Origin of the sequence: Belliella pelovolcani (assembly GCF_900156785.1) — a bacterium.
Taxonomy (GTDB): Bacteria; Bacteroidota; Bacteroidia; order Cytophagales; family Cyclobacteriaceae; genus Belliella; species Belliella pelovolcani.
This window is the reverse complement of record NZ_FTOP01000015.1, coordinates 42,243-60,110: the sequence shown is the minus strand read 5'-3', so window position 1 is coordinate 60,110 and position 17,868 is coordinate 42,243. Positions and strand designations below refer to the sequence as shown.

At 39.1% G+C, this 17,868-nt stretch carries 18 protein-coding genes and 1 tRNA gene; 6 read left to right on the top strand and 13 right to left on the bottom strand.

The features are described from left to right. Positions 1–9: 9 nt before the first annotated feature. The 3 genes from argC to argB are packed head-to-tail and all read right to left on the bottom strand — an operon-like array spanning position 10 to position 3,069. Positions 10–1,053 carry an N-acetyl-gamma-glutamyl-phosphate reductase gene (argC, locus tag BW935_RS14800; protein WP_076502563.1) on the bottom strand — a complete coding sequence of 348 codons (1,044 nt, stop codon included), beginning with the start codon at positions 1,051–1,053 and terminating at the stop codon, positions 10–12. Next, positions 1,046–2,242 (bottom strand): aspartate aminotransferase family protein, encoded by a 1,197-nt coding sequence (locus BW935_RS14795; protein WP_076502562.1) that lies wholly within the window; start codon positions 2,240–2,242, stop codon positions 1,046–1,048. The genes argC and BW935_RS14795 overlap by 8 nt, the downstream gene beginning before the upstream one ends. 2 nt (positions 2,243–2,244) lie before the next feature. Further along, positions 2,245–3,069 (bottom strand): acetylglutamate kinase, encoded by an 825-nt coding sequence (gene argB, locus BW935_RS14790; protein ID WP_076502561.1) that lies wholly within the window; start codon positions 3,067–3,069, stop codon positions 2,245–2,247. Positions 3,070–3,337: 268 nt separating this feature from the next. Here argB and BW935_RS14785 point away from each other — a divergent pair, with 268 nt between their 5' ends. Then, the gene (locus BW935_RS14785) at positions 3,338–3,889 is read left to right on the top strand and encodes a hypothetical protein (protein WP_076502560.1); all 552 of its coding nucleotides are present in this window, start codon (positions 3,338–3,340) and stop codon (positions 3,887–3,889) included. A gap of 42 nt (positions 3,890–3,931) precedes the next feature. Here the strand turns inward: BW935_RS14785 and BW935_RS14780 are convergent, their stop codons facing one another. The 8 genes from BW935_RS14780 to BW935_RS14745 form a co-directional block, all read right to left on the bottom strand. Further along, positions 3,932–5,137: a CynX/NimT family MFS transporter gene (locus BW935_RS14780; RefSeq protein ID WP_076502559.1), complete on the bottom strand. Its 1,206-nt coding sequence runs from the start codon at positions 5,135–5,137 to the stop codon at positions 3,932–3,934. A 317-nt stretch (positions 5,138–5,454) separates the two neighbouring features. Beyond that, on the bottom strand, positions 5,455–6,489 hold the full coding sequence (gene hemH, locus BW935_RS14775) for a ferrochelatase (protein ID WP_076502558.1): 1,035 nt from the start codon (positions 6,487–6,489) through the stop codon (positions 5,455–5,457). 182 nt (positions 6,490–6,671) lie between these two features. Then, complete coding sequence (locus tag BW935_RS14770; protein WP_076502557.1) at positions 6,672–7,157, bottom strand: DUF4252 domain-containing protein; 486 nt, start codon at positions 7,155–7,157, stop codon at positions 6,672–6,674. 8 nt (positions 7,158–7,165) lie between these two features. Further along, positions 7,166–7,693 carry a hypothetical protein gene (locus BW935_RS14765; protein ID WP_076502556.1) on the bottom strand — a complete coding sequence of 176 codons (528 nt, stop codon included), beginning with the start codon at positions 7,691–7,693 and terminating at the stop codon, positions 7,166–7,168. Positions 7,694–7,839: 146 nt separating this feature from the next. Next, complete coding sequence (locus tag BW935_RS14760; protein WP_245802715.1) at positions 7,840–8,346, bottom strand: DUF4252 domain-containing protein; 507 nt, start codon at positions 8,344–8,346, stop codon at positions 7,840–7,842. Positions 8,347–8,369: 23 nt separating this feature from the next. Then, positions 8,370–8,795 (bottom strand): hypothetical protein, encoded by a 426-nt coding sequence (locus BW935_RS14755; RefSeq protein ID WP_076502555.1) that lies wholly within the window; start codon positions 8,793–8,795, stop codon positions 8,370–8,372. Then, entirely contained in the window at positions 8,764–9,273 is a 510-nt protein-coding gene (locus BW935_RS14750) for an RNA polymerase sigma factor (protein WP_076502554.1), read from the bottom strand. The genes BW935_RS14755 and BW935_RS14750 overlap by 32 nt, the downstream gene beginning before the upstream one ends. Positions 9,274–9,484: 211 nt before the next feature. After that, positions 9,485–9,557 (bottom strand) — tRNA-Phe (locus BW935_RS14745). Positions 9,558–9,665: 108 nt separating this feature from the next. On the opposite strand from BW935_RS14745, the gene BW935_RS14740 reads away from it, so the two are divergent. The 5 genes from BW935_RS14740 (at position 9,666) to BW935_RS14720 (ending at position 16,253) form a co-directional block, all read left to right on the top strand. Further along, the gene (locus tag BW935_RS14740) at positions 9,666–11,000 is read left to right on the top strand and encodes a 4Fe-4S dicluster domain-containing protein (protein ID WP_076502553.1); all 1,335 of its coding nucleotides are present in this window, start codon (positions 9,666–9,668) and stop codon (positions 10,998–11,000) included. A gap of 112 nt (positions 11,001–11,112) precedes the next feature. Continuing rightward, complete coding sequence (locus tag BW935_RS14735; protein WP_076502552.1) at positions 11,113–11,904, top strand: (Fe-S)-binding protein; 792 nt, start codon at positions 11,113–11,115, stop codon at positions 11,902–11,904. Between the two features lie 393 nt (positions 11,905–12,297). Beyond that, positions 12,298–13,653 carry an ATP-binding protein gene (locus tag BW935_RS14730; RefSeq protein WP_076502551.1) on the top strand — a complete coding sequence of 452 codons (1,356 nt, stop codon included), beginning with the start codon at positions 12,298–12,300 and terminating at the stop codon, positions 13,651–13,653. A gap of 125 nt (positions 13,654–13,778) precedes the next feature. Then, a complete protein-coding gene (locus BW935_RS14725; RefSeq protein ID WP_076502550.1) occupies positions 13,779–14,270 on the top strand; it encodes a hypothetical protein in 492 nt (163 codons plus the stop codon). A 57-nt stretch (positions 14,271–14,327) separates the two neighbouring features. Next, positions 14,328–16,253, top strand: a complete 1,926-nt coding sequence (locus BW935_RS14720) for a CHU_0125 family OmpA-like outer membrane integrity protein (protein WP_076502549.1) — start codon at positions 14,328–14,330, stop codon at positions 16,251–16,253. A 43-nt stretch (positions 16,254–16,296) separates the two neighbouring features. On the opposite strand, the gene BW935_RS14715 is transcribed toward BW935_RS14720, so the two are convergent. Continuing rightward, on the bottom strand, positions 16,297–16,917 hold the full coding sequence (locus BW935_RS14715) for a class I SAM-dependent methyltransferase (protein WP_076502548.1): 621 nt from the start codon (positions 16,915–16,917) through the stop codon (positions 16,297–16,299). After that, positions 16,904–17,815, bottom strand: a complete 912-nt coding sequence (locus BW935_RS14710) for a patatin-like phospholipase family protein (RefSeq protein WP_076502547.1) — start codon at positions 17,813–17,815, stop codon at positions 16,904–16,906. The genes BW935_RS14715 and BW935_RS14710 overlap by 14 nt, the downstream gene beginning before the upstream one ends. Positions 17,816–17,868 lie beyond the last annotated feature (53 nt).

Below are 17,868 nucleotides of genomic sequence, written 5' to 3'. Positions count from 1 at the left end.
AACTTTTTCTTAAGGTCTGAGTGGTATTTGATTGAGTCCTGCTGTCTCTTCTATGCCAAGCATCAAATTCATGTTATGTACAGCTTGACTAGCAGCACCTTTGAGTAAATTGTCAATAGCCGCTATAGCAATCACACGTTCTGTTCTTTTGTCCCAAAAAGGGAAAATATCGCAATAATGACTCCCTCTGACATCTTTGATGCTAGGAGGAGATGTTTTGACTCTAACAAATGGTTTGTCTTGATAAAAGTCTTCATAGAGTTTAGTAAGTTCTTCTTGGGTGGTTAGCTTTTTAGTTTTAGCATAGGAAGTTGCTAAAATCCCCCTGTCTACAGGCAAAAGGTGAGGTGTGAACTGTACTCGAACTTCGCCATCACTCAAGCAAGAAAATTGTTCTTCTATTTCGATGGTGTGGCGGTGCTCACCTACTCCATAAGCTTTGAAATTTTCATTGACATTTGAAAAATGAGTGTTTTCACTCGCTTTTACACCAGCACCTGTTAATCCTGATTTAGCATCGATGACGACAGAGTGATTTTGTATCATATTTTCTGCGAATAGCGGCGCGAGGCTCAATATAGAAGCAGTTGGGTAGCATCCAGGATTGGCGACAAGATTGCTTTGCTTTATTTTTTCAGCAAAAAGTTCTGGTTGCCCATAACTGGCTTTTTCAAATCCTTCGGTGAATACATGCTCTTTATTGTACCACTCTTGGTATACTTCTGGACTAGAAAGCCTAAAGTCTCCTGATAAGTCAATGATTTTAGAGCCTTTATGATGCCATTTTTTCACAAAATCCATGGATACTCCATGCGGTAATGCTAAAAAGAGCACATCCAGTTCTGCCTCCTCGATTACAGCAGCACTTTCAAGTTTTTGGTCAATCATCCCTAAAAACTGCGGATGAAGCTCAGAGAAAGCTTTTCCTGCGTGAGATTCAGAAGTGATATGGCTGATTTCTATATTTGGATGTTGGCTTAGAAGTCTTGCTAACTCTGAACCTGTAAAGCCAGACGCTCCGATGATGGCTACTTTATATTTTTGCTTAGTCATTTTTATTTTCTTTGGTGATTAAGATTTGCTCGAAAGCAGATAAGAAGTTTTTCAAATCTCTTTTTGGAATATTCATGGCTGGAACTAGGCGAAGTACATTGACCGCCGTTGCATTGGCTATAAATCCTTGCTCTAGCAAGGCCTGCATCACAGGTAGCGCTGGACTGTCAAGTTCCACTCCAAGCATCATTCCTAGGCCTCTCACTTCTCTAATTGAAGGATATTTTTGTTGGAGTTTGATCAGTTCTGATTTTAACCAGTCTCCTTTTTCTTTGGCTTCTTTGACTAGATGCTCGTCAATGATGACTTTGAGCGTTGCGATCGATGCAGCTGTGGCTAGAGGGTTTCCGCCGAAAGTAGTCCCATGATCTCCAAAATGGATAGCTCCCGCAATCTTTTCATTGCAAAGCAAAGCACCTATTGGCATGCCATTTCCCAAACCTTTTGCTGAAGTAAGGATATCAGGTGTGATTCCAAAATAGTCCTTGGCAAACCAATGTCCTGTTCTTCCTATCCCCGACTGGATTTCATCAAAAATCAGTACAACATCCTCTTTTTCACAAAGCACAGCTAATTCTTTTATGTATGTAGGACTGGCAGGACGTATTCCTCCTTCTCCTTGGATTGGTTCCAAAATGATCGCAGCTACATCGTCAGAGAGTTCTCTTTTGATCGCTTCAAGGTCATTGAATGGTACTTGTGCAAAGCCTGAGGGCATGGGTCCAAAGCCTTCTTGGTATTTGGCTTGCCCTGTAGCAATGGTGGCAAGTGTTCGACCATGGAAGGAGTTTTCCATTGAGATGATTTTTCCCCCTCTTCCTTTGCTGTGGGCATACCTTCTGGCGATTTTGATAGCTCCTTCTACAGACTCTGCCCCGCTGTTGGTGAAGAACACCCTATTCATGCCAGATATTTTCACCAGCAACTCAGAAAGCGCCACCTGCATGGGACTGACGAAAAAGTTGCTGATATGCATCAGCTCTGATGCTTGGTCTTGAATCGCTTTGACCACTTTAGGATGACAATGCCCCACATTAGTGACAGCTATTCCAGCTAGTAGATCAGTATATTCTTTTCCTTCTATATCCCAAAGCTTGCTGCCTTCACCTTTTACAAGTGTGATGGGAATCCTTTTGAAAGTTGGGAGATAATATTGTTGATCAATTAAATGTAAATCTATATTTTCCATGGTTAATGTGTGATTTTGGTGCCTAGAACTTGGTTTTTTTCGAAGAACTGCAACAACTGTTCTGGCTTGGTTCCATTCAGAATGAGTGCATTTTTGACTCCTTTTTTAAGTGCATTTTCACAAGATTGGATTTTAGGAATCATACCACCTTGTATGATGTTTCCATAGAATGAAGGAAGCTGCTTCAGGGCAATCTCTTTCAGGACCGACTTGGGATCAGGATAATTTTCATATAAGCCGTCCACATCAGTCAGAGAAATATAATAATCTGCCTCTATGGCTGCGGCTATTTCTCCGGCAAAGTCATCGGCGTTGATGTTATATGATAATCCCTCTGCGTCAGTACCTATACAGGCGATTACAGGCATAAAGCCATCTTTGACCAGGGACTCGATAAGAATAGGCTGAACAGTTTCAATCTCCCCTACACGTCCTAGATCTAGTTGATCTATGGTGCCATTTGCTTGCTTGACTTGGATTTTTTTGGCTGATACTTTTACCAGGTTAGCATCTAACCCGGAAAGACCTACTGCATGAAGTTGGTGTTTGGAAAAAAGTGAAACAAGATCTGCATTGACCTCACCAATTAAAGTTTTTTGGACTACTTCCATCGCCTCAGGACTAGTTTTACGCTGTCCTTGAATAAATTCGGAGTGAATTTTGGCCTGTTCTAAGGCTTGGTTGATAAATGGTCCTCCTCCATGGACCAAAACTATCTGGTGGCCTGCTTTTTTCAGATGTTGGAGGGTTGCAGCAATTTGACTTTTTAATTTTTGATTGACCATGGCGTTCCCACCATATTTGATGAGAAGCTTCGAAGAATGCATGTTTTTTGTGTTTTGTTGAAGAGATTATTTTTAAGGAAATGGTTTTGATAATTTCAGAATTTTATTTTAAAAAACCATTTTAAAACATATTTCAACCATTTTTAACAAATACCATTCCATGGAAGGAAAATAAAATTTTAATTTCACCCACTTAGCGAAATCTCTTAGATAGATCAAAAAACAACTTAGAATAAGTAAATTCTTAGGGGTGGTTTGAAGTGTAATTGTTAAATTGTCAGAATAATTTTTAAACATTAGAATCAAAATTATGTCAACATTAGATTTAGGAATTGGGAGTCAAATCCGTCATCCCAAATTTGGGAAGGGTGTAGTAGTAGAAGCAGATGCATCTTATTACAAAATTTATTTCAATTTCACCGCCGAGGTAAAAACCATTGCAAGAGATTATCCAAACTTCGATCTCGTAGAGAAAAAAGAGGCAGAATATCAGCCTATTTCAATTTTGGATATAGAAAAGGCAGTGGAAAATGTCATCAAAAGGAATCAGCCAAAGCCAGAAGTTCCAAAGGTGGAATTAGCTCAAAAATGGATCAAAGGCATGATTACTTTGACCCCCTTTAACCCTGAATTGAATAATAAAGAAATTCCCATTGAAACATTCTTTCATAAAATCGTGATGGTAAGGGAGCGCTTGAGGGTATTAGAACAAAATATCAATAATCACTCAAAGTTGGATGATGAAGACAGGATACATCTTCAACAGTACATTACAAGGGCGTATGGTTCGCTAACCACTTTCAATGTGCTCTTTGCCGACAAGGCAGATCATTTCAAAGGAGCAGGAGGCAAGGACGATTGATTATAATATTACCATCCAATTGGCTTCAATCAATTGGATGGCTTATTTTACAGTTTTTTGACCAATGATACGTGCTCTTCCGCTCTTTACGCCAAAGAATGTAAACAAAAGAGAACAAAGCAACATCAGATAAATCAAATGATTCCAGTTGCCAAAAAGGTCAAAAGTAATTCCAAAAAGCAATGGGCCAAGGGCTGCCAAATAGTAGCCAGTTGATTGGGACATGCCTGATAGAGAAGCAGTGACTTTTTCTGTTCCTGTTCTTAGGCCTATTAAGGTGTAGGCTAATGAAATACTTGAGCCCAAACCAAAGCCCACAAAGGTCAACCCAATGTAATTCACCCATAGCTCGTGGATAAATAAAGAGCTAAAGCCCAAGATGTATAGAGCTCCAAGTGCCAGAACGATTCCTACTTGGTCTTTAAACTTGACTGCAATAATAGGAGCTAGGAAGGTGCCCACTAAGCCAATTATTTGCATCAATGATATCAAAACACCAGCTTCTACAGCACTTAGCCCTCTATCGATCATCATGTCAGGAAGCCAAGCTACTAAGGTAAAAAAGAGTAATGACTGAACTCCCATGAACATGCTTACTTGCCAAGCCAGTCTGGACTTCCATACATTTACCTTTGGCTCAGTATCATTCATATTGACTGGAGGTTTTGGGAATTTGACCTGTGGAAACCACAAGATAATCCCAACTACAATCAAAATAGCCCAAGCAAGCAAAGAGCCGCGCCAACCCAAGTTCAAGTCTATCGCTAGGGGAGCACTGATGCCTGATGCGATGGCGGCTGTCAGTGTCATGCCTGTTGTGTATGATGCGGTAACGATGCCGATTTTTTGTGGGAGCCTATTTTTGATCAGGGGGATCAATAAGACATTGCATATCACGATTCCAATTCCAGTCAGGCCTGTCCCTATAAATAGCCAATCAGGCCCACCTATTACACGAATGATAGAGCCAGCTAATAGTATGAATAGCGCGAGTAGAATTGCTTTGGCATTTCCTAATCTTTTTCCAATAGCTGCTGAAAACAGCGAAAAAGTAGCAAATGTGAGCAAAGGTAGCGTAGTAAGAAAACCCGCCCAGCCATTAGAAAGCTCTAAATCTTCTCTGATCATGGGAATCAATGGACCTACGGCAGTGATTGAAGGGCGGAGGTTGAAGGCCACTAACATGATCCCTAAAAATAAAAACCAAGGCTGTAAATAGAGTGGCTGTGAAGTTTGTTTCGTTGGCATGATTGGTATTTGATGTGCAATTTGGAGAAAAATAAAGGTTTGTGCTAAATGAATGTCATTTTACACAAACCTTTTTCTTTCTTTATTTTATGATTGTCCGCTTTCTTACCAGTGGAGTTTTCATTATAAAATAAACTTTAGATTTATAATCAATATCAATGAATATCCAATATCTATTAATATCGGCTTGATTCAAGACAGACTATATATTAGTTACTGGTCTAATTGCAGATATACATAATTTATTTAATCTATCATTTTAAAGCGAAAGCTCTTTGAGAAAAGTTTTTCTACTGAAGCTCGATTGGGGATCTTACTTAACTATTGCTTTCTACTAAGTCCTTTACGCAAGCCACCCAAGTGTCGCCAGAGTTCAAGCTCGGTACCAAGTCCCATTTTTCTCCGCCTAGCTCTTCAAACTCTTCTTTGTATTCCTCACCAACTTCCACGGTTGTTTCTAGACAATCCGCTACGAATGCAGGAGAGAAGACCAGCACTTTTTTGATGCCTTTTTCGGCCAGTTCTTTGATGATATCTTCTGTGTAGGGTTTGATCCAAGGGTCTTTACCTAGTCTGGATTGGAAGCAGGTCAATACTTTGTCCTCAGGAAGGCCCAATTTTTCAGCTACCAGTCTAGTGGTATGGAAGCATTGGCCTCTGTAGCAAAATTGATTTTTCTTGGTGTAATTGCCGCAGCACTTATCAGAGAGCTGGCAATAGCCATCCACTGAACCTTTTCTAATCTGCCGCTCAGGAAGGCCGTGGTAGGAGAAGAGATACATGTCATATTCATCTTTGGCCATCATCTCTCTACCCAATTCCGCCCAAGCTTCTATGAATAATGGATGCTCAACAAAATTGTTGACAAAGGTGATGTTAGGGATGATTTGCCAAGTTCTAGCGATCTCCATGACTTTATCCACCACTGAGCCATTTGTGGCAGAGGCATACTGAGGGAATAGTGGGATGACAATTATTTTCTTGACATTGGCCTTATTCAGTTTTTTCAAGCCCTCCTCGATGCTTGGAGATTGGTAACGCATGGCGATCTCCACGATATATTTTTCAGCATCTAGCTTAGGGATCAATTTTTCACGTAGGTCCTCGGTGTGAAAAAGTAGTGGAGAACCTCTATCCGTCCAAAGTTTGCGGTATTCTTTTGCAGATTTTGGAGCTCTAAATGGTGCGATAATCAAATTTACCAGCATCCATCTTGGGATAAAGGGGAAATCAATCACCCTCCCATCCATTAAAAATTCCCTTAAATATTTTCTGACATCTCCAGTAGCAGTACTGTCTGGAGTTCCCAAGTTGACTAATAAGACGCCTATTTTTGCTTTGTTCTTACTCATATTGGATGTATTTACGGTATTATTCTGTTTTCAGAACCAAAAATACACCCTTTGGTTAGAAATATACCATTGAAAAAGTCAAACAGCATTAGATGGGTTTGAATTCGTGTAGGTTTTTTGCCACGAAGGCGCAAAGGCATAAAGATAAACTTCGTGCCTTTGCGCCTTCGTGGCTAATATTCTTATTTACTAACGGATTTCCCCACATCAGAAAGCGTTTTTGCATCAAAGTCTCCATGAAGTTCAAGTATGATAAAATCACTGTTTTTGTCATTGATCATCATGACGATATCGCTGATTTTGGAATTGCCTTTTGTGTAGATCATGACATTGTTATTTTTCTCAGACACTTCCATCATCAGGTCAAATTTTTCTTTCTCTAAGCTTTTTTGAAGCCCTTGGAAATCACTTTTTGAAGAAGCTTGATTTGGTAGCTTGTAGAACTTCATACGCTCTAGAGACTTGGTCAAAAGTGAAGATTGATCCTCACTGAGGTTGATATTGAAACCTTTGGCGAAATTCATAAAATTGCCACCAAGGTCCATATGGAAGAAATCTGGATTGCTTTTGTGCTTTTGGTATAAAGCCTCCACGGACTTGCTCTGTGCAAAACTGCTTTGAGCGAAAAGCATCAATACAGCTGCGGATAATAGGATGTACTTTTTCATAGTTGGGATTATTTATTTAAAACGTTCTTTAATTGAAACTGAAGCCTGTTCTTTTCTTTGGTATTAGGCTTGTATTTGAAATATAAGAGTTCGTACTTTTCTTTACTTGTTGCTAGAAAATAGACCTCCTCTTGATTTTTATCACCATTCGAATACATGTAAAAAATATCTTCTCCATCAGTTTGCTCAAAAACTGGTTCGAAGTCATCAGAAATAGACTTTTCTAATATTTCTGCGAGAAGCTTTCCTGAAACCTGATCTTTCAAATAGACAGCAGAAACCATTTTTTCAAAATTCTTGAAATCAATGACAAGCTCGGAATTTTCTTTTTCGCTAAATCTTAGTTTATAAGAAGCGCTGAAATCTGAAACATTTGCATCTTTCAATAATTCATCTTCCCAAGGCCAAAGTAATTTTGGCTCAACTGGAGTTTCTAAACTCTTATTGATTGTTTCATAAGGTTCAGTTTGTCCAAACCCACTGAGATTAATCAGTACTAAAAATGCTATTGTAAGAAGTGTGTATTGCTTTTTCATTTGTTTTAATATTTTACCTTCAAATTCAATTTTTAATCCTTCTTTATGTGCGTAGTTCTTTCTTCACAATTCTCAATAAGCTCCTTGTCTCTTGCTTCTTGCTTCTCGTGTCTTTTTTTCGTCCTTCACACTTCCACCTTCATCCTTTACTTCCCTCCCTTATAATTTTCCATCCCTGGAATATTCGTTTTATCGGCAAGAATATTTAGGTCTTGATAGGTGAAGTTTCCCAGCATGCTGAGCAGTGTGAAATTGTCCTTGGAGCCAGTGATCATTAAAAGCTCACGGACACGCCCTCCTTCTTCTCTGACCATGAATTTCACACTCGAATCTTTGTCTTGCACATCCATGAGTTCCTCGTACTTGTTTTTGGTCAAGGTGGACATGGCTTCATTGTAGAGTGGCTTTCCATTTACTTTGTCAGCAGTGAGGATTCTGATGCCTCTGATTTTAGCGATTAGCTCGCCTAGGTCTGCAGCTTCTTTGTCCGACTTCACTTCATTGGATTTGAGAAATCCACCTGCCATCTGCATCATCTTGGGGCTGATGTAGACCCTAGAGAATCGATCATCATCCATGTACTTGGAAAAAAACTTGATAATCGCATCGTCTTGTGCCTGTACTCCTGAGACGATCAGGAGTAAAAACAGCATTAATAAAGTTCTTTTTATCATGTTCATTTTTCTTCTTTTGTCTCGAATAATTGTTGTGGGGTACTCAAGTGTTTGAATTCTTGCATCACATACATGCTGTTAGTTCCTTTTTCAAGATTTGAATTGATCAAAGCAAAGGCCTGCATGACTTCTTGGTAGGCCTTTTTTTCTGCACGTTGGTGTAGGTATTGATTCAATACAATTCCCGAAGCAAGGAATAGCATGATGCCGGCTGCAATACGCATCCAATTTGTAATCCAAGGATTTTTTCTCTGAATAGTAAAAGGTACTTCTTCAAGTGTTGCGATTTCTTCGATACCTTGAAAAAAAGCTTTTTCTGATTCAAACCCTTCTGCTTTCATAAGGAGTTGTCTTAGCATTTTCTCCTCCTCCAGCGATGTCTTCCCTTCCCAATACTTATCTAATAGAATTTCTATATCTGCTTTCATTTTGATTGCTTAAGTAATCTCTCAATGATTTTCTGGCACGATGAAGGTTGACTTTGACTTGATCCAGATTTACTTCAAGGTATGCTGCGATTTCTTCGTAAGTCAATCCTTCTACTTCCCGTAGTTGAAATACCTCTCTTTGTTTTTCGGGTAGTTTCTCAAGGAATTTAAATACAAGCTTTAATTTTTCTGATGTCTCCTCATCTTGAGGTATAGCTTCCTCTTCAATCTCTTGGTCTCCTAGAGGTTCTAGCTTTTTGTTTGCTCGAAAATGCTGCAGTGTTTCATTTTTCAAACTTCTTACCATCCAGCCAGTAGGATTTTCCATTTTTTGAAGTTCATTCTTTTTTATCCAAGCCTTCTCAAAAACCTGCTGTAAGACATCATTAGCCACCTCTTTGTCCTTGACCCAGAGGTAGGCCATGCGATAAAGCTTGCTTTTCAGTGACCAGATATGTGCTTCAAAAAATGACTTCATTCGAGTAGGTGATGCATGAGATTTGGAAATGTTACAGCAATTTGAAAAAAAATCTCAAATTAGATTCAATTTAAATTATAAAGAAAAATAGTATGCATGCCTACTATTTATTATTTTGCATGGGTTAAAAAGTAAGTAATGCTAAACCCAAATAACAAAGTAAATACGAATGAAAAGGGCATAAAAAAAGTCCCGAAATTATCGGGACTTGTGGTGATGAGTGGATTCGAACCACCGACTCACGGATTTTCAGTCCGATGCTCTACCAACTGAGCTACATCACCATCGTGTTGTTTAAAGTGATGCAAAGGTAGATATTTGTTCTATTCTTGCAAATGATTCGAATAAAAAAATTGTAGTAAATTCAACCAAAAAACACTAATTAAATCAATATGAGCATTTTACCTCAGATAGCTTTTCTCTTGATTTTTGCTCTTGCAGGCTTCTTTTTATATAAAAGAGTCAGTTTCCTCAAAAGGAACATTATGCTGGGCAAGGGTGAGACTAGAAATGATCAACCAGAAGAGCGATGGAAGACCATGCTATTGGTAGCATTGGGACAAAAGAAAATGTTTAAGCGTATCATTCCAGCATTTTTGCATTTGCTGATTTACGTTGCATTTGTCATCATCAACTTGGAAGTTTTAGAGTTCATCATTGATGGAATCACGGGAAGTCATAGGATATTCGCACCTTTCTTAGGAAGCTTTTATGGTGTGGCGATGAATATTTTCGAGTTCTTAGCGATTGCAGTGCTGGTATCCTGTGTTGCATTTTTGATTAGGAGAAATGTGATGAAGGTGGAGCGATTCAATAAACCGGAGATGAAAGGATGGCCAGCGATGGATGCCAATTTGATTTTGGTCATTGAGATCATTTTGATGTTTGCCATTCTGACCATGAATGCCACAGATCAAATTTTAGCAACAAGAGGAGTAGAGGGCTATACCTTACTGAATGGGCTTTTCTTTAGCGATATGATTCAACCATTATTTTTGAACATGGGAGATGGGACATTGGTAGCTGTGGAGCGCTTTGCTTGGTGGTTTCATATCGTAGGTATTTTGGCTTTTGCTATTTATGTGACTTATTCTAAGCATTTGCATATTTTCTTAGCATTCCCTAATACTTGGTATTCTAACCTGAAGCCAAAAGGTGAGATCCAAAATATGCCAGAGGTAACCAAGGAAGTCAATATGATGCTAGGTATGCCGGTAGAAGGGGGGGATGAAACTCCAGCAGAAATAGGTCGCTTTGGTGCAAAAGACGTGAATGACCTGAGCTGGGTCAATATTATGAATGCCTACAGCTGTACCGAATGTGGCAGGTGTACCTCAGAATGTCCTGCAAACTTGACAGGCAAAAAACTTTCTCCAAGAAAAATCATGATGGATGTGAGAGATCGTGCCGAGGAAGTAGGAAAGAGCATTGATCTTGGTGGTCCAGGCTTAGAGGACGGAAAGTCTCTCCTAGGAGATTATATCACCAAAGAAGAAATCAACGCTTGTACTTCCTGCAATGCTTGCGTAGAAGCTTGTCCTGTAAATATAGATCCGCTCTCTATCATTCTTCAAATGAGAAGATACGTAGCCATGGAGGAGTCTGGCACACCAGCACAATGGAATGCGATGTTCCAGAATATGGAGACCTCCTTTTCTCCTTGGAAATTTGCTCCTACAGATAGATTCAACTGGGCAGATCAGCTGAAAAATGAAGAAACGAAATAAGAAGCAAGAATCAAGAAACAAGAAACAAGAAGCAAGAGAAAAGACGTATGATTCAAAATGGGAGAGCTCCTAAAAATCTACAATCTTAAATCTACAATCTAAAATCCAAACAATGTCAACATATAAAGTTCCAACCATGGCAGAGATGGCCGCTTCCGGTGAAAGCCCAGAAATACTTTTTTGGGTGGGTTGTGCCGGTTCTTTTGATGATCGATACAGAGCCGTAACACAGGCTTTTGTGAAAATATTGAACAAAGTAGGTGTGAGTTTCGCCGTACTGGGACCAGAGGAAGCTTGCACAGGTGATCCTGCTAGAAGAGCTGGGAATGAGTTTTTGTTTCAAATGCAAGCTGTGGCCAATATTCAGGTGATGAATGGCTACAATGTCAAGAAGGTAGTCACAGCCTGTCCACATTGCTTCAATACCATCAAGAATGAATATCCAGCGCTAGGTGGTGATTATGAAGTGATTCATCATTCTCAATTTCTACAGCAACTGATCAATGAAGGTAAAGTAGCGCTCAAGGGTGGCGGAGAGTTCAAAGGAAAGAAAATTACCTTCCATGATTCCTGTTACCTTGGTCGTGCAAATGATGTTTATGAAGCGCCGAGAGAAGTAATCAAGGCTTTAGACGTGGAACTGGTAGAAATGAAGCGTTGTCGAACCAAAGGTCTTTGCTGTGGAGCAGGTGGTGCACAGATGTTCAAAGAACCTGAAGAAGGGAAGAAGGATATCAATATAGAGCGAACTGAAGAGGCGCTTTCCACAGGAGCTTCTGCCATAGCTGTAGGTTGCCCATTTTGCTTGACCATGATGACGGACGGTGTCAAAAACAAGGACCGAGAGCATGATGTCAAAGTCTATGACTTAGCAGAGATGATTGCTAAGGATATGGGGATATAAGTGGATTGGTATTGTTAAAGCTTTCCGATGAACTCTGTCATTTAGTCCATTATCGATACAGGATGGAATGATATTTATGGATATTTGGATACATGTCGATATTGGCTGAGGATGTGAACGATGATCCTTCACGGCAGTTTTAATCGGTAAATGAGATAAAAGGGGCGTATTATTTTTGATTGCGTAAGACCTGCCAGGTTTTCATAACCTGGCAGGTTTTTTAATTAGCATTTATTTTAAAAAATAGGATTCAAAACCCCCAATTGCCCTGACATTGTTACAAGATTCTCTTAAAATTGCCTTTACTTTGTTACAAAAATCTGGGTAATTACCTTTACTTTGTTACAATAAATTCAAATAAATGCCTTTACTTTGTTACAAGATAGTTTGGATATGGTATTTAAAAGACAGGTTTTCAATTATTTAGAGGAATGGAAGAATTCTGTGGAGCGAAAGCCATTGATTGTCAGAGGAGCTCGGCAAGTAGGGAAGACTACATTAATCCAGGATTTTTCAAAATTGTATAAGTATGCTGTTTCTTTGAATTTGGAGAAAAGGGCAGATAAGTCATTCTTTGAAGATTTTGATGATGTTCAAAGCATTGTGGAGGCTGTATTTTTGACACATAACTTGAGGATAGATGACCTTCAGGATACACTTTTGTTTTTGGATGCAATTCAAGAGTCGCCCAAGGCGATCAAGCTTTTGCGCTACTTTTATGAAGAATTACCACAACTTCATGTTATCGCAGCTGGCTCTTTGCTAGAGTTTGCCATGAAGAAAGTGTCCAGTTTCCCAGTTGGAAGGGTTCAGTTTCTGTATTTGCATCCAATGAATTTTGAGGAATATTTGGAAGCTTTGAATCATAAAATGGCTTTAGAGCAGTTTAATTCAATGCCTATCAAGCCAGTGGCTCATAAAGTTCTGATGGATTTATTTCATCGCTATGCTATAGTAGGAGGAATGCCTGAGGTCATAAAGAGAGATTTGGACAAGAATAATTTGTCTGACCTGACGACAGTTTACGAAAGTATTTGGGGTACTTATAAAAATGATATTGAAAAATATACTGCCATCGAAACAGAGAGAAAGATTATCAAGCACATCATGAATTCCGCTCCTTTGGAGTTGGACAAGAGGGTGAAGTTTCAGGGATTTGGGAATTCTAATTATAGATCTAGAGAAGTAGGTGAGTGTTTTAGAATATTGGATGATGCCAAGGTAATCAGGCTGGTATACCCCACTACTGTACTAGAGCCACCAATTCAGGCGGATTTGAAAAAATCTCCGAGATTACAGTTTCTAGATTCTGGATTGGTAAATTACTCCTTGGGGATCCAAGGGCAGCTTTTGAAAATGGATGATTTGAGCAATGCTTACAAAGGAGCATTGATTCCACATTTGGTGACCCAAGAGCTACTTTCTGTTCAGGTCAAGACTGAGCACAAACCCAATTTTTGGGTAAGAGAGAAAAGGCAATCGAGCGCAGAAGTAGATTTGGTCATTAGCTATCAGGACATGTTGATACCAATTGAAATCAAATCCGGTCCAACAGGCTCTTTAAGATCATTGCATCAATTTATCGATGCTTCTAATCATTCATTCGGGGTAAGGGTTTACGGAGGAACATTGAGTGTTGAAAATGCTGTTACGCCTGACGGGAAACCATACAGACTTTTGAACTTGCCTTATTTCCTCGGGACAAAATTGAATGAATATATCGGATGGTTTATAGAAGGGAGGTTTTAATGTCTGGAATTTGGTTGAATTATTAGCTTGGAGAATTATACCCTTTATGTTTATTTCTCCGTTAAGAAAAAGAACTAAAACAAGTTGAAACTCCTTATTTTGAAGAATAATAAAATAGGCTATATATGTATTTGGAATTTGAAAGCATGCCTGCTCACGCACGCATATGGGTATATCAAGCTGATAGGAAATTTAAGCAAGAGGAGTTGGTTTGGGTTAAAGATAGACTTGCTACTTTTTGTGAACAGTGGAATACCCATGGTGCGCTGATGCCCACATCTTTTACCATTAAATTTGATCAGGTAATCATCCTTTCCGTAGATGAAAGTCAGCTTGGAGCTAGTGGTTGCTCTATCGATAGCTCAGTAAGAACGCTGAGGGAAATTGAAGAAAAGTTTGGTGTGAATCTTCTGGATCAGGGGAAAGTTGGATTTTTGGAATCTGAGGACAATCTTAGGATAAATTCCGTCTTTGGGATCAAAAGCAATATTCAGTCAGGAGCCTTGCAGTCTGAAACAATTGTTCTCAACCCACTTGTAAAGGAAAAAGCAGATTTGGGGAATAAATGGTTAATTCCTGCTAAAGAAAGCTGGCTAAACAAATACTTTGAAAATTAATTATTATTATTATCCTAAATTTATCGAAAACGAAATATTTATCCGATTGACATTGCAATGAAGCGAAGCCTCCTCTTATTCTTTTTAGTCGCACTCTTGGGCAGTTCTTGCACGAGTTTGTTGAAAAAAGGCCAAAAGCAATTCTCGTCAGGAGAATATCAATATGCTATCGGTACTTTTTCGAGAGTATTGGAAAAGGATCCTGACAATAAAGAAGCGAATTTTTATGTGGCAGAAAGTTATAGGCTCTCGAATCGGGTTGAGCGCTCCTCTGTATATTATGAAAAGCTGGTAGAAGAGGACCCAACATTTGAGAACTATTACAGACTTGGGCAGAGTTATAAAGCTCAAAACAAAAATGAAGAGGCCCAAGAAGCATTTGAAAAAGCTAAAGACCTTACGCTGGATGACAATTTTCTAAGGTTAGTTAATCATGAGCTTGCTGTATTGTCAAAAGTAGGAGAGATCAAAGATTACTGGCCTTACTTAGAACTTCAGAATTATACATTACTGAATACGCCTGGTCCAGATTATGCCCCCATTCTTAGTGAAGGCTATATATATTTCACTAGTGCAAGACAGGCTTCTGGAATCTACCCAGCTACTGGTGTACCTTATACCAAGATGTTCAGAGCAAGAGCCGAGGGTACTAGAATAGACGTACAGAATATTCAAGCCTTGCCTGAGTTTAGAAATGAGGAAGGGCTCAACCAAGGTGCAATAGCCATTAGCCCAGATGGGAATACCATTATTTATGCCAGAGGGAATTCTACTTCAAACAAGGACTTGCCAGATGTACATTTGTTTGCTTCCTATTTTAGAGGTGGAGGTTTTACACAACCAATTTGGATGCCTGTGAATGAAGATGAATTTTGGTGGAACAGTACACCAGCTTTCAGTCCAGATGGTAATACGCTTTACTTCTCTTCCAATAGGCCTGGAGGTCAAGGAGGTACGGATCTTTATAAAGCTACCAAGTTAGCAAATGGAGACTTTGGTAATGCGGTCAACCTCGGACCTCAAATCAATACACCTGGTAATGAGATGTTCCCAAGAGTGATGCCTGATGGTAAGATTTTCTTTGCCTCAGATGGTCATCCTGGTTTTGGTAAATTGGATCTATTTGTAGCAGAGCCAAAAGAAGGAGGAGGATATGAAATAAAAAACTTAGGAGAGAATGTCAATTCTTCAGCTGATGATTTTGGTATTTTCTTTACAAAATACCCTCAAGAAGGATTTATTACCTCCAACAGAGAAGGAGGAGCAGGAGATGATGATATTTACTTTTTTGAAGACAAAACACCTAAGCCAAAAATTGTAAATGTGTTCTTAAACGTCACTACCAAAGAGAAAAAGGAAGATGGTTCTGAAGTAATTCTTCCACAGACAAGGGTAGCATTATACGATGCTACCAACAAAATGGCGGGGGGAGATTTCACCAATCAAAATGGTCGAGTGAGACTGACGCTTGCTCCTGACGAGACTTTTTCTTTGATAGCTTCTAAGTCAGGTTTCTTCACCAAGAGTATCACTTATGATACCAGAGGTAAGACACCAAGACAGGAGGAGTTGATACAAGATGTGACAAACATTACCCTAGATACGACCATCGTGCTTGATGCTTTGATTCTAGAGAAATCCATTGTTCTTGAAAATATCTATTATGATTTGGATAAAGCGGATATCAGGCCAGATGCTGCGATAGAATTGGATAAGTTGGTGCAGATACTGAAAGATAATCCAAGTATTCGTATTGAGTTGAGCTCTCATACTGATGCTAGAGCTACTGATGCTTATAATGATGCGCTGTCTCAGCGAAGAGCGGAATCAGCTGTCCAGTACATCGTATCAAAAGGTATAGAGGCTGACCGATTGGTAGCTAAGGGCTATGGTAAGCGACAATTGATCATCCAAAATGCTCAGACAGAAGAAGAGCATCAAGTCAATAGAAGAACAGAATTCAAAGTGATTGAAATCAGATGATCATTATGTTTTAAAAAATAGGAAACAGCTGACTCTAAATGGGTCAGCTGTTTTTTTGAAATACAAGGACTCCCATTTCCCGCTGATGATTGACTAAAACAGTTTTGACAGGCTCAAGGTAACTTAAATCGTACTTTTCCATCATTTTTTGCAGTAACGCTTCAGTCAATAAGAAACGCTCGCTCCCATCTGGTAATAAATATCTGCCACTTCCTATTTGCTGAGATTCTTCCAAGATTTTTCCAAAAGCAGTGCACATTCTTATGAAGAAAATACCTTCCTTTTTTAAAACATTCATCATCATATTAGTCATTTTGAAAAAGGCTTCTTCACTTTCTGCAAAATGTAAAACTGCAGAACAAAGGATCGCGTCAAATGCCCCTGCATGGAAAGGCATATTTTCAATTGTGGAGGTTTGAAACTTATAAATGTCAAAAGTGGGATTGATAGTCTGTGCATATATTCTAGCCATTTGAATGGCAATGGGATTCGCATCGACGCCAAAAATTTGATAGCCTTGATGCAGGAAATAAATGCAATTTCTCCCCTCACCACAACCTGCATCTAGGATTTTCATCTCCTTTGTGAACCTTCCTTTTAGAATTTGGTCTAAAAGGTAAATGTCAATATTGCCTAAGAGCTTGTTGAGTTCATTTATTTCCATCTTCAAGCTTTTTTAGCGCCTCTTCGGTTTTTTTTCGTCCAATTTCAACCAGTTCTGCTGCCCTGTGAAATTCTAGTGTTCCTGCTTGTGTTCTTGCGATTTCTATCAAGACATCCACTTCGTGTTTTTCTAAGACTATGGAAGAGAGCTTGTCTTGTAAAAGGTCAAAACTGTAATTGAGAAGCTCAACTGAACTCATCCCCTTGTGTTTTTCTTCTTTTTCTTCAGCCTCAAAGTACTTTGAGAATTTTGATTTGTAATCTTTCATCCATTGGGGAACTTTGATTAAGCTTTCAGATTCTTTTTTATCACTCGTCTCAGGCTCTACTTTCACAAAAGCTTCCTTGGGGCCATTCAAATCTACGGCGAAGGTCAACTCTCCTCTATTCCTCTTAGGAAGGAGGCTCAATGGAATTGGATTCAAGATACCTCCATCGATATATTCACGTTCTTTGATACGGGCTGGAGTGAGGACAGTGGGAATTGATACAGATGCTCTGATTGCATCGAATAGCATTCCTTTTTCGAAGATTTTCTCCTTTCCATGAGGAATTTCAACAGCTGTACAGTTGAAAGGAATCTTCAAATCCTCAATTTGACAGTCTTTGACTAGTTTTTTGAGTTCATTGAATACCTTGTCTCCTTTGATAAATCCCTTGCTGGAAAGCGTGAAATCCATCAAAGAAAAAACATCAATCTTATCTAAATTGCAGATCCAGTTTTTGAATTTCTGTAGGTTTCCTGTAGCATGAATTCCCCCTACCAAAGCTCCTGCGGAGCAACCAGAGATAGAGACAATTTCATAGCCTGCTTCTTCCAAAGCTTCTATGACTCCAATGTGTGCCATTCCTCTTGCTCCTCCGCTAGACAAAACCAATGAAACAGTTTTCTTACCCATGATTTAAAAGAATTTTGAAAGGATTTGTTATTTCAACAAATTTGAGAAAACAA

What these genes read in the sequence shown, in the direction of transcription:
- BW935_RS14760 (WP_245802715.1), bottom strand. Translation starts at nt 8,346, where the DNA reads ATGCTGTTTTTACTCCTGATCGTCTCAGGAGTACAGGCACAAGACGAT.
- BW935_RS14780 (WP_076502559.1), bottom strand. Translation starts at nt 5,137, where the DNA reads ATGCCAACGAAACAAACTTCACAGCCACTCTATTTACAGCCTTGGTTT.
- hemH (WP_076502558.1), bottom strand. Translation starts at nt 6,489, where the DNA reads ATGAGTAAGAACAAAGCAAAAATAGGCGTCTTATTAGTCAACTTGGGA.
- BW935_RS14730 (WP_076502551.1), top strand. Translation starts at nt 12,298, where the DNA reads ATGGTATTTAAAAGACAGGTTTTCAATTATTTAGAGGAATGGAAGAAT.
- argC (WP_076502563.1), bottom strand. Translation starts at nt 1,053, where the DNA reads ATGACTAAGCAAAAATATAAAGTAGCCATCATCGGAGCGTCTGGCTTT.
- BW935_RS14710 (WP_076502547.1), bottom strand. Translation starts at nt 17,815, where the DNA reads ATGGGTAAGAAAACTGTTTCATTGGTTTTGTCTAGCGGAGGAGCAAGA.
- BW935_RS14770 (WP_076502557.1), bottom strand. Translation starts at nt 7,157, where the DNA reads ATGAAAAAGTACATCCTATTATCCGCAGCTGTATTGATGCTTTTCGCT.
- argB (WP_076502561.1), bottom strand. Translation starts at nt 3,069, where the DNA reads ATGCATTCTTCGAAGCTTCTCATCAAATATGGTGGGAACGCCATGGTC.
- BW935_RS14740 (WP_076502553.1), top strand. Translation starts at nt 9,666, where the DNA reads ATGAGCATTTTACCTCAGATAGCTTTTCTCTTGATTTTTGCTCTTGCA.
- BW935_RS14755 (WP_076502555.1), bottom strand. Translation starts at nt 8,795, where the DNA reads ATGAAAGCAGATATAGAAATTCTATTAGATAAGTATTGGGAAGGGAAG.
- BW935_RS14765 (WP_076502556.1), bottom strand. Translation starts at nt 7,693, where the DNA reads ATGAAAAAGCAATACACACTTCTTACAATAGCATTTTTAGTACTGATT.
- BW935_RS14725 (WP_076502550.1), top strand. Translation starts at nt 13,779, where the DNA reads ATGTATTTGGAATTTGAAAGCATGCCTGCTCACGCACGCATATGGGTA.
- BW935_RS14750 (WP_076502554.1), bottom strand. Translation starts at nt 9,273, where the DNA reads ATGAAGTCATTTTTTGAAGCACATATCTGGTCACTGAAAAGCAAGCTT.
- BW935_RS14715 (WP_076502548.1), bottom strand. Translation starts at nt 16,917, where the DNA reads ATGGAAATAAATGAACTCAACAAGCTCTTAGGCAATATTGACATTTAC.
- BW935_RS14735 (WP_076502552.1), top strand. Translation starts at nt 11,113, where the DNA reads ATGTCAACATATAAAGTTCCAACCATGGCAGAGATGGCCGCTTCCGGT.
- BW935_RS14795 (WP_076502562.1), bottom strand. Translation starts at nt 2,242, where the DNA reads ATGGAAAATATAGATTTACATTTAATTGATCAACAATATTATCTCCCA.
- BW935_RS14785 (WP_076502560.1), top strand. Translation starts at nt 3,338, where the DNA reads ATGTCAACATTAGATTTAGGAATTGGGAGTCAAATCCGTCATCCCAAA.
- BW935_RS14720 (WP_076502549.1), top strand. Translation starts at nt 14,328, where the DNA reads ATGAAGCGAAGCCTCCTCTTATTCTTTTTAGTCGCACTCTTGGGCAGT.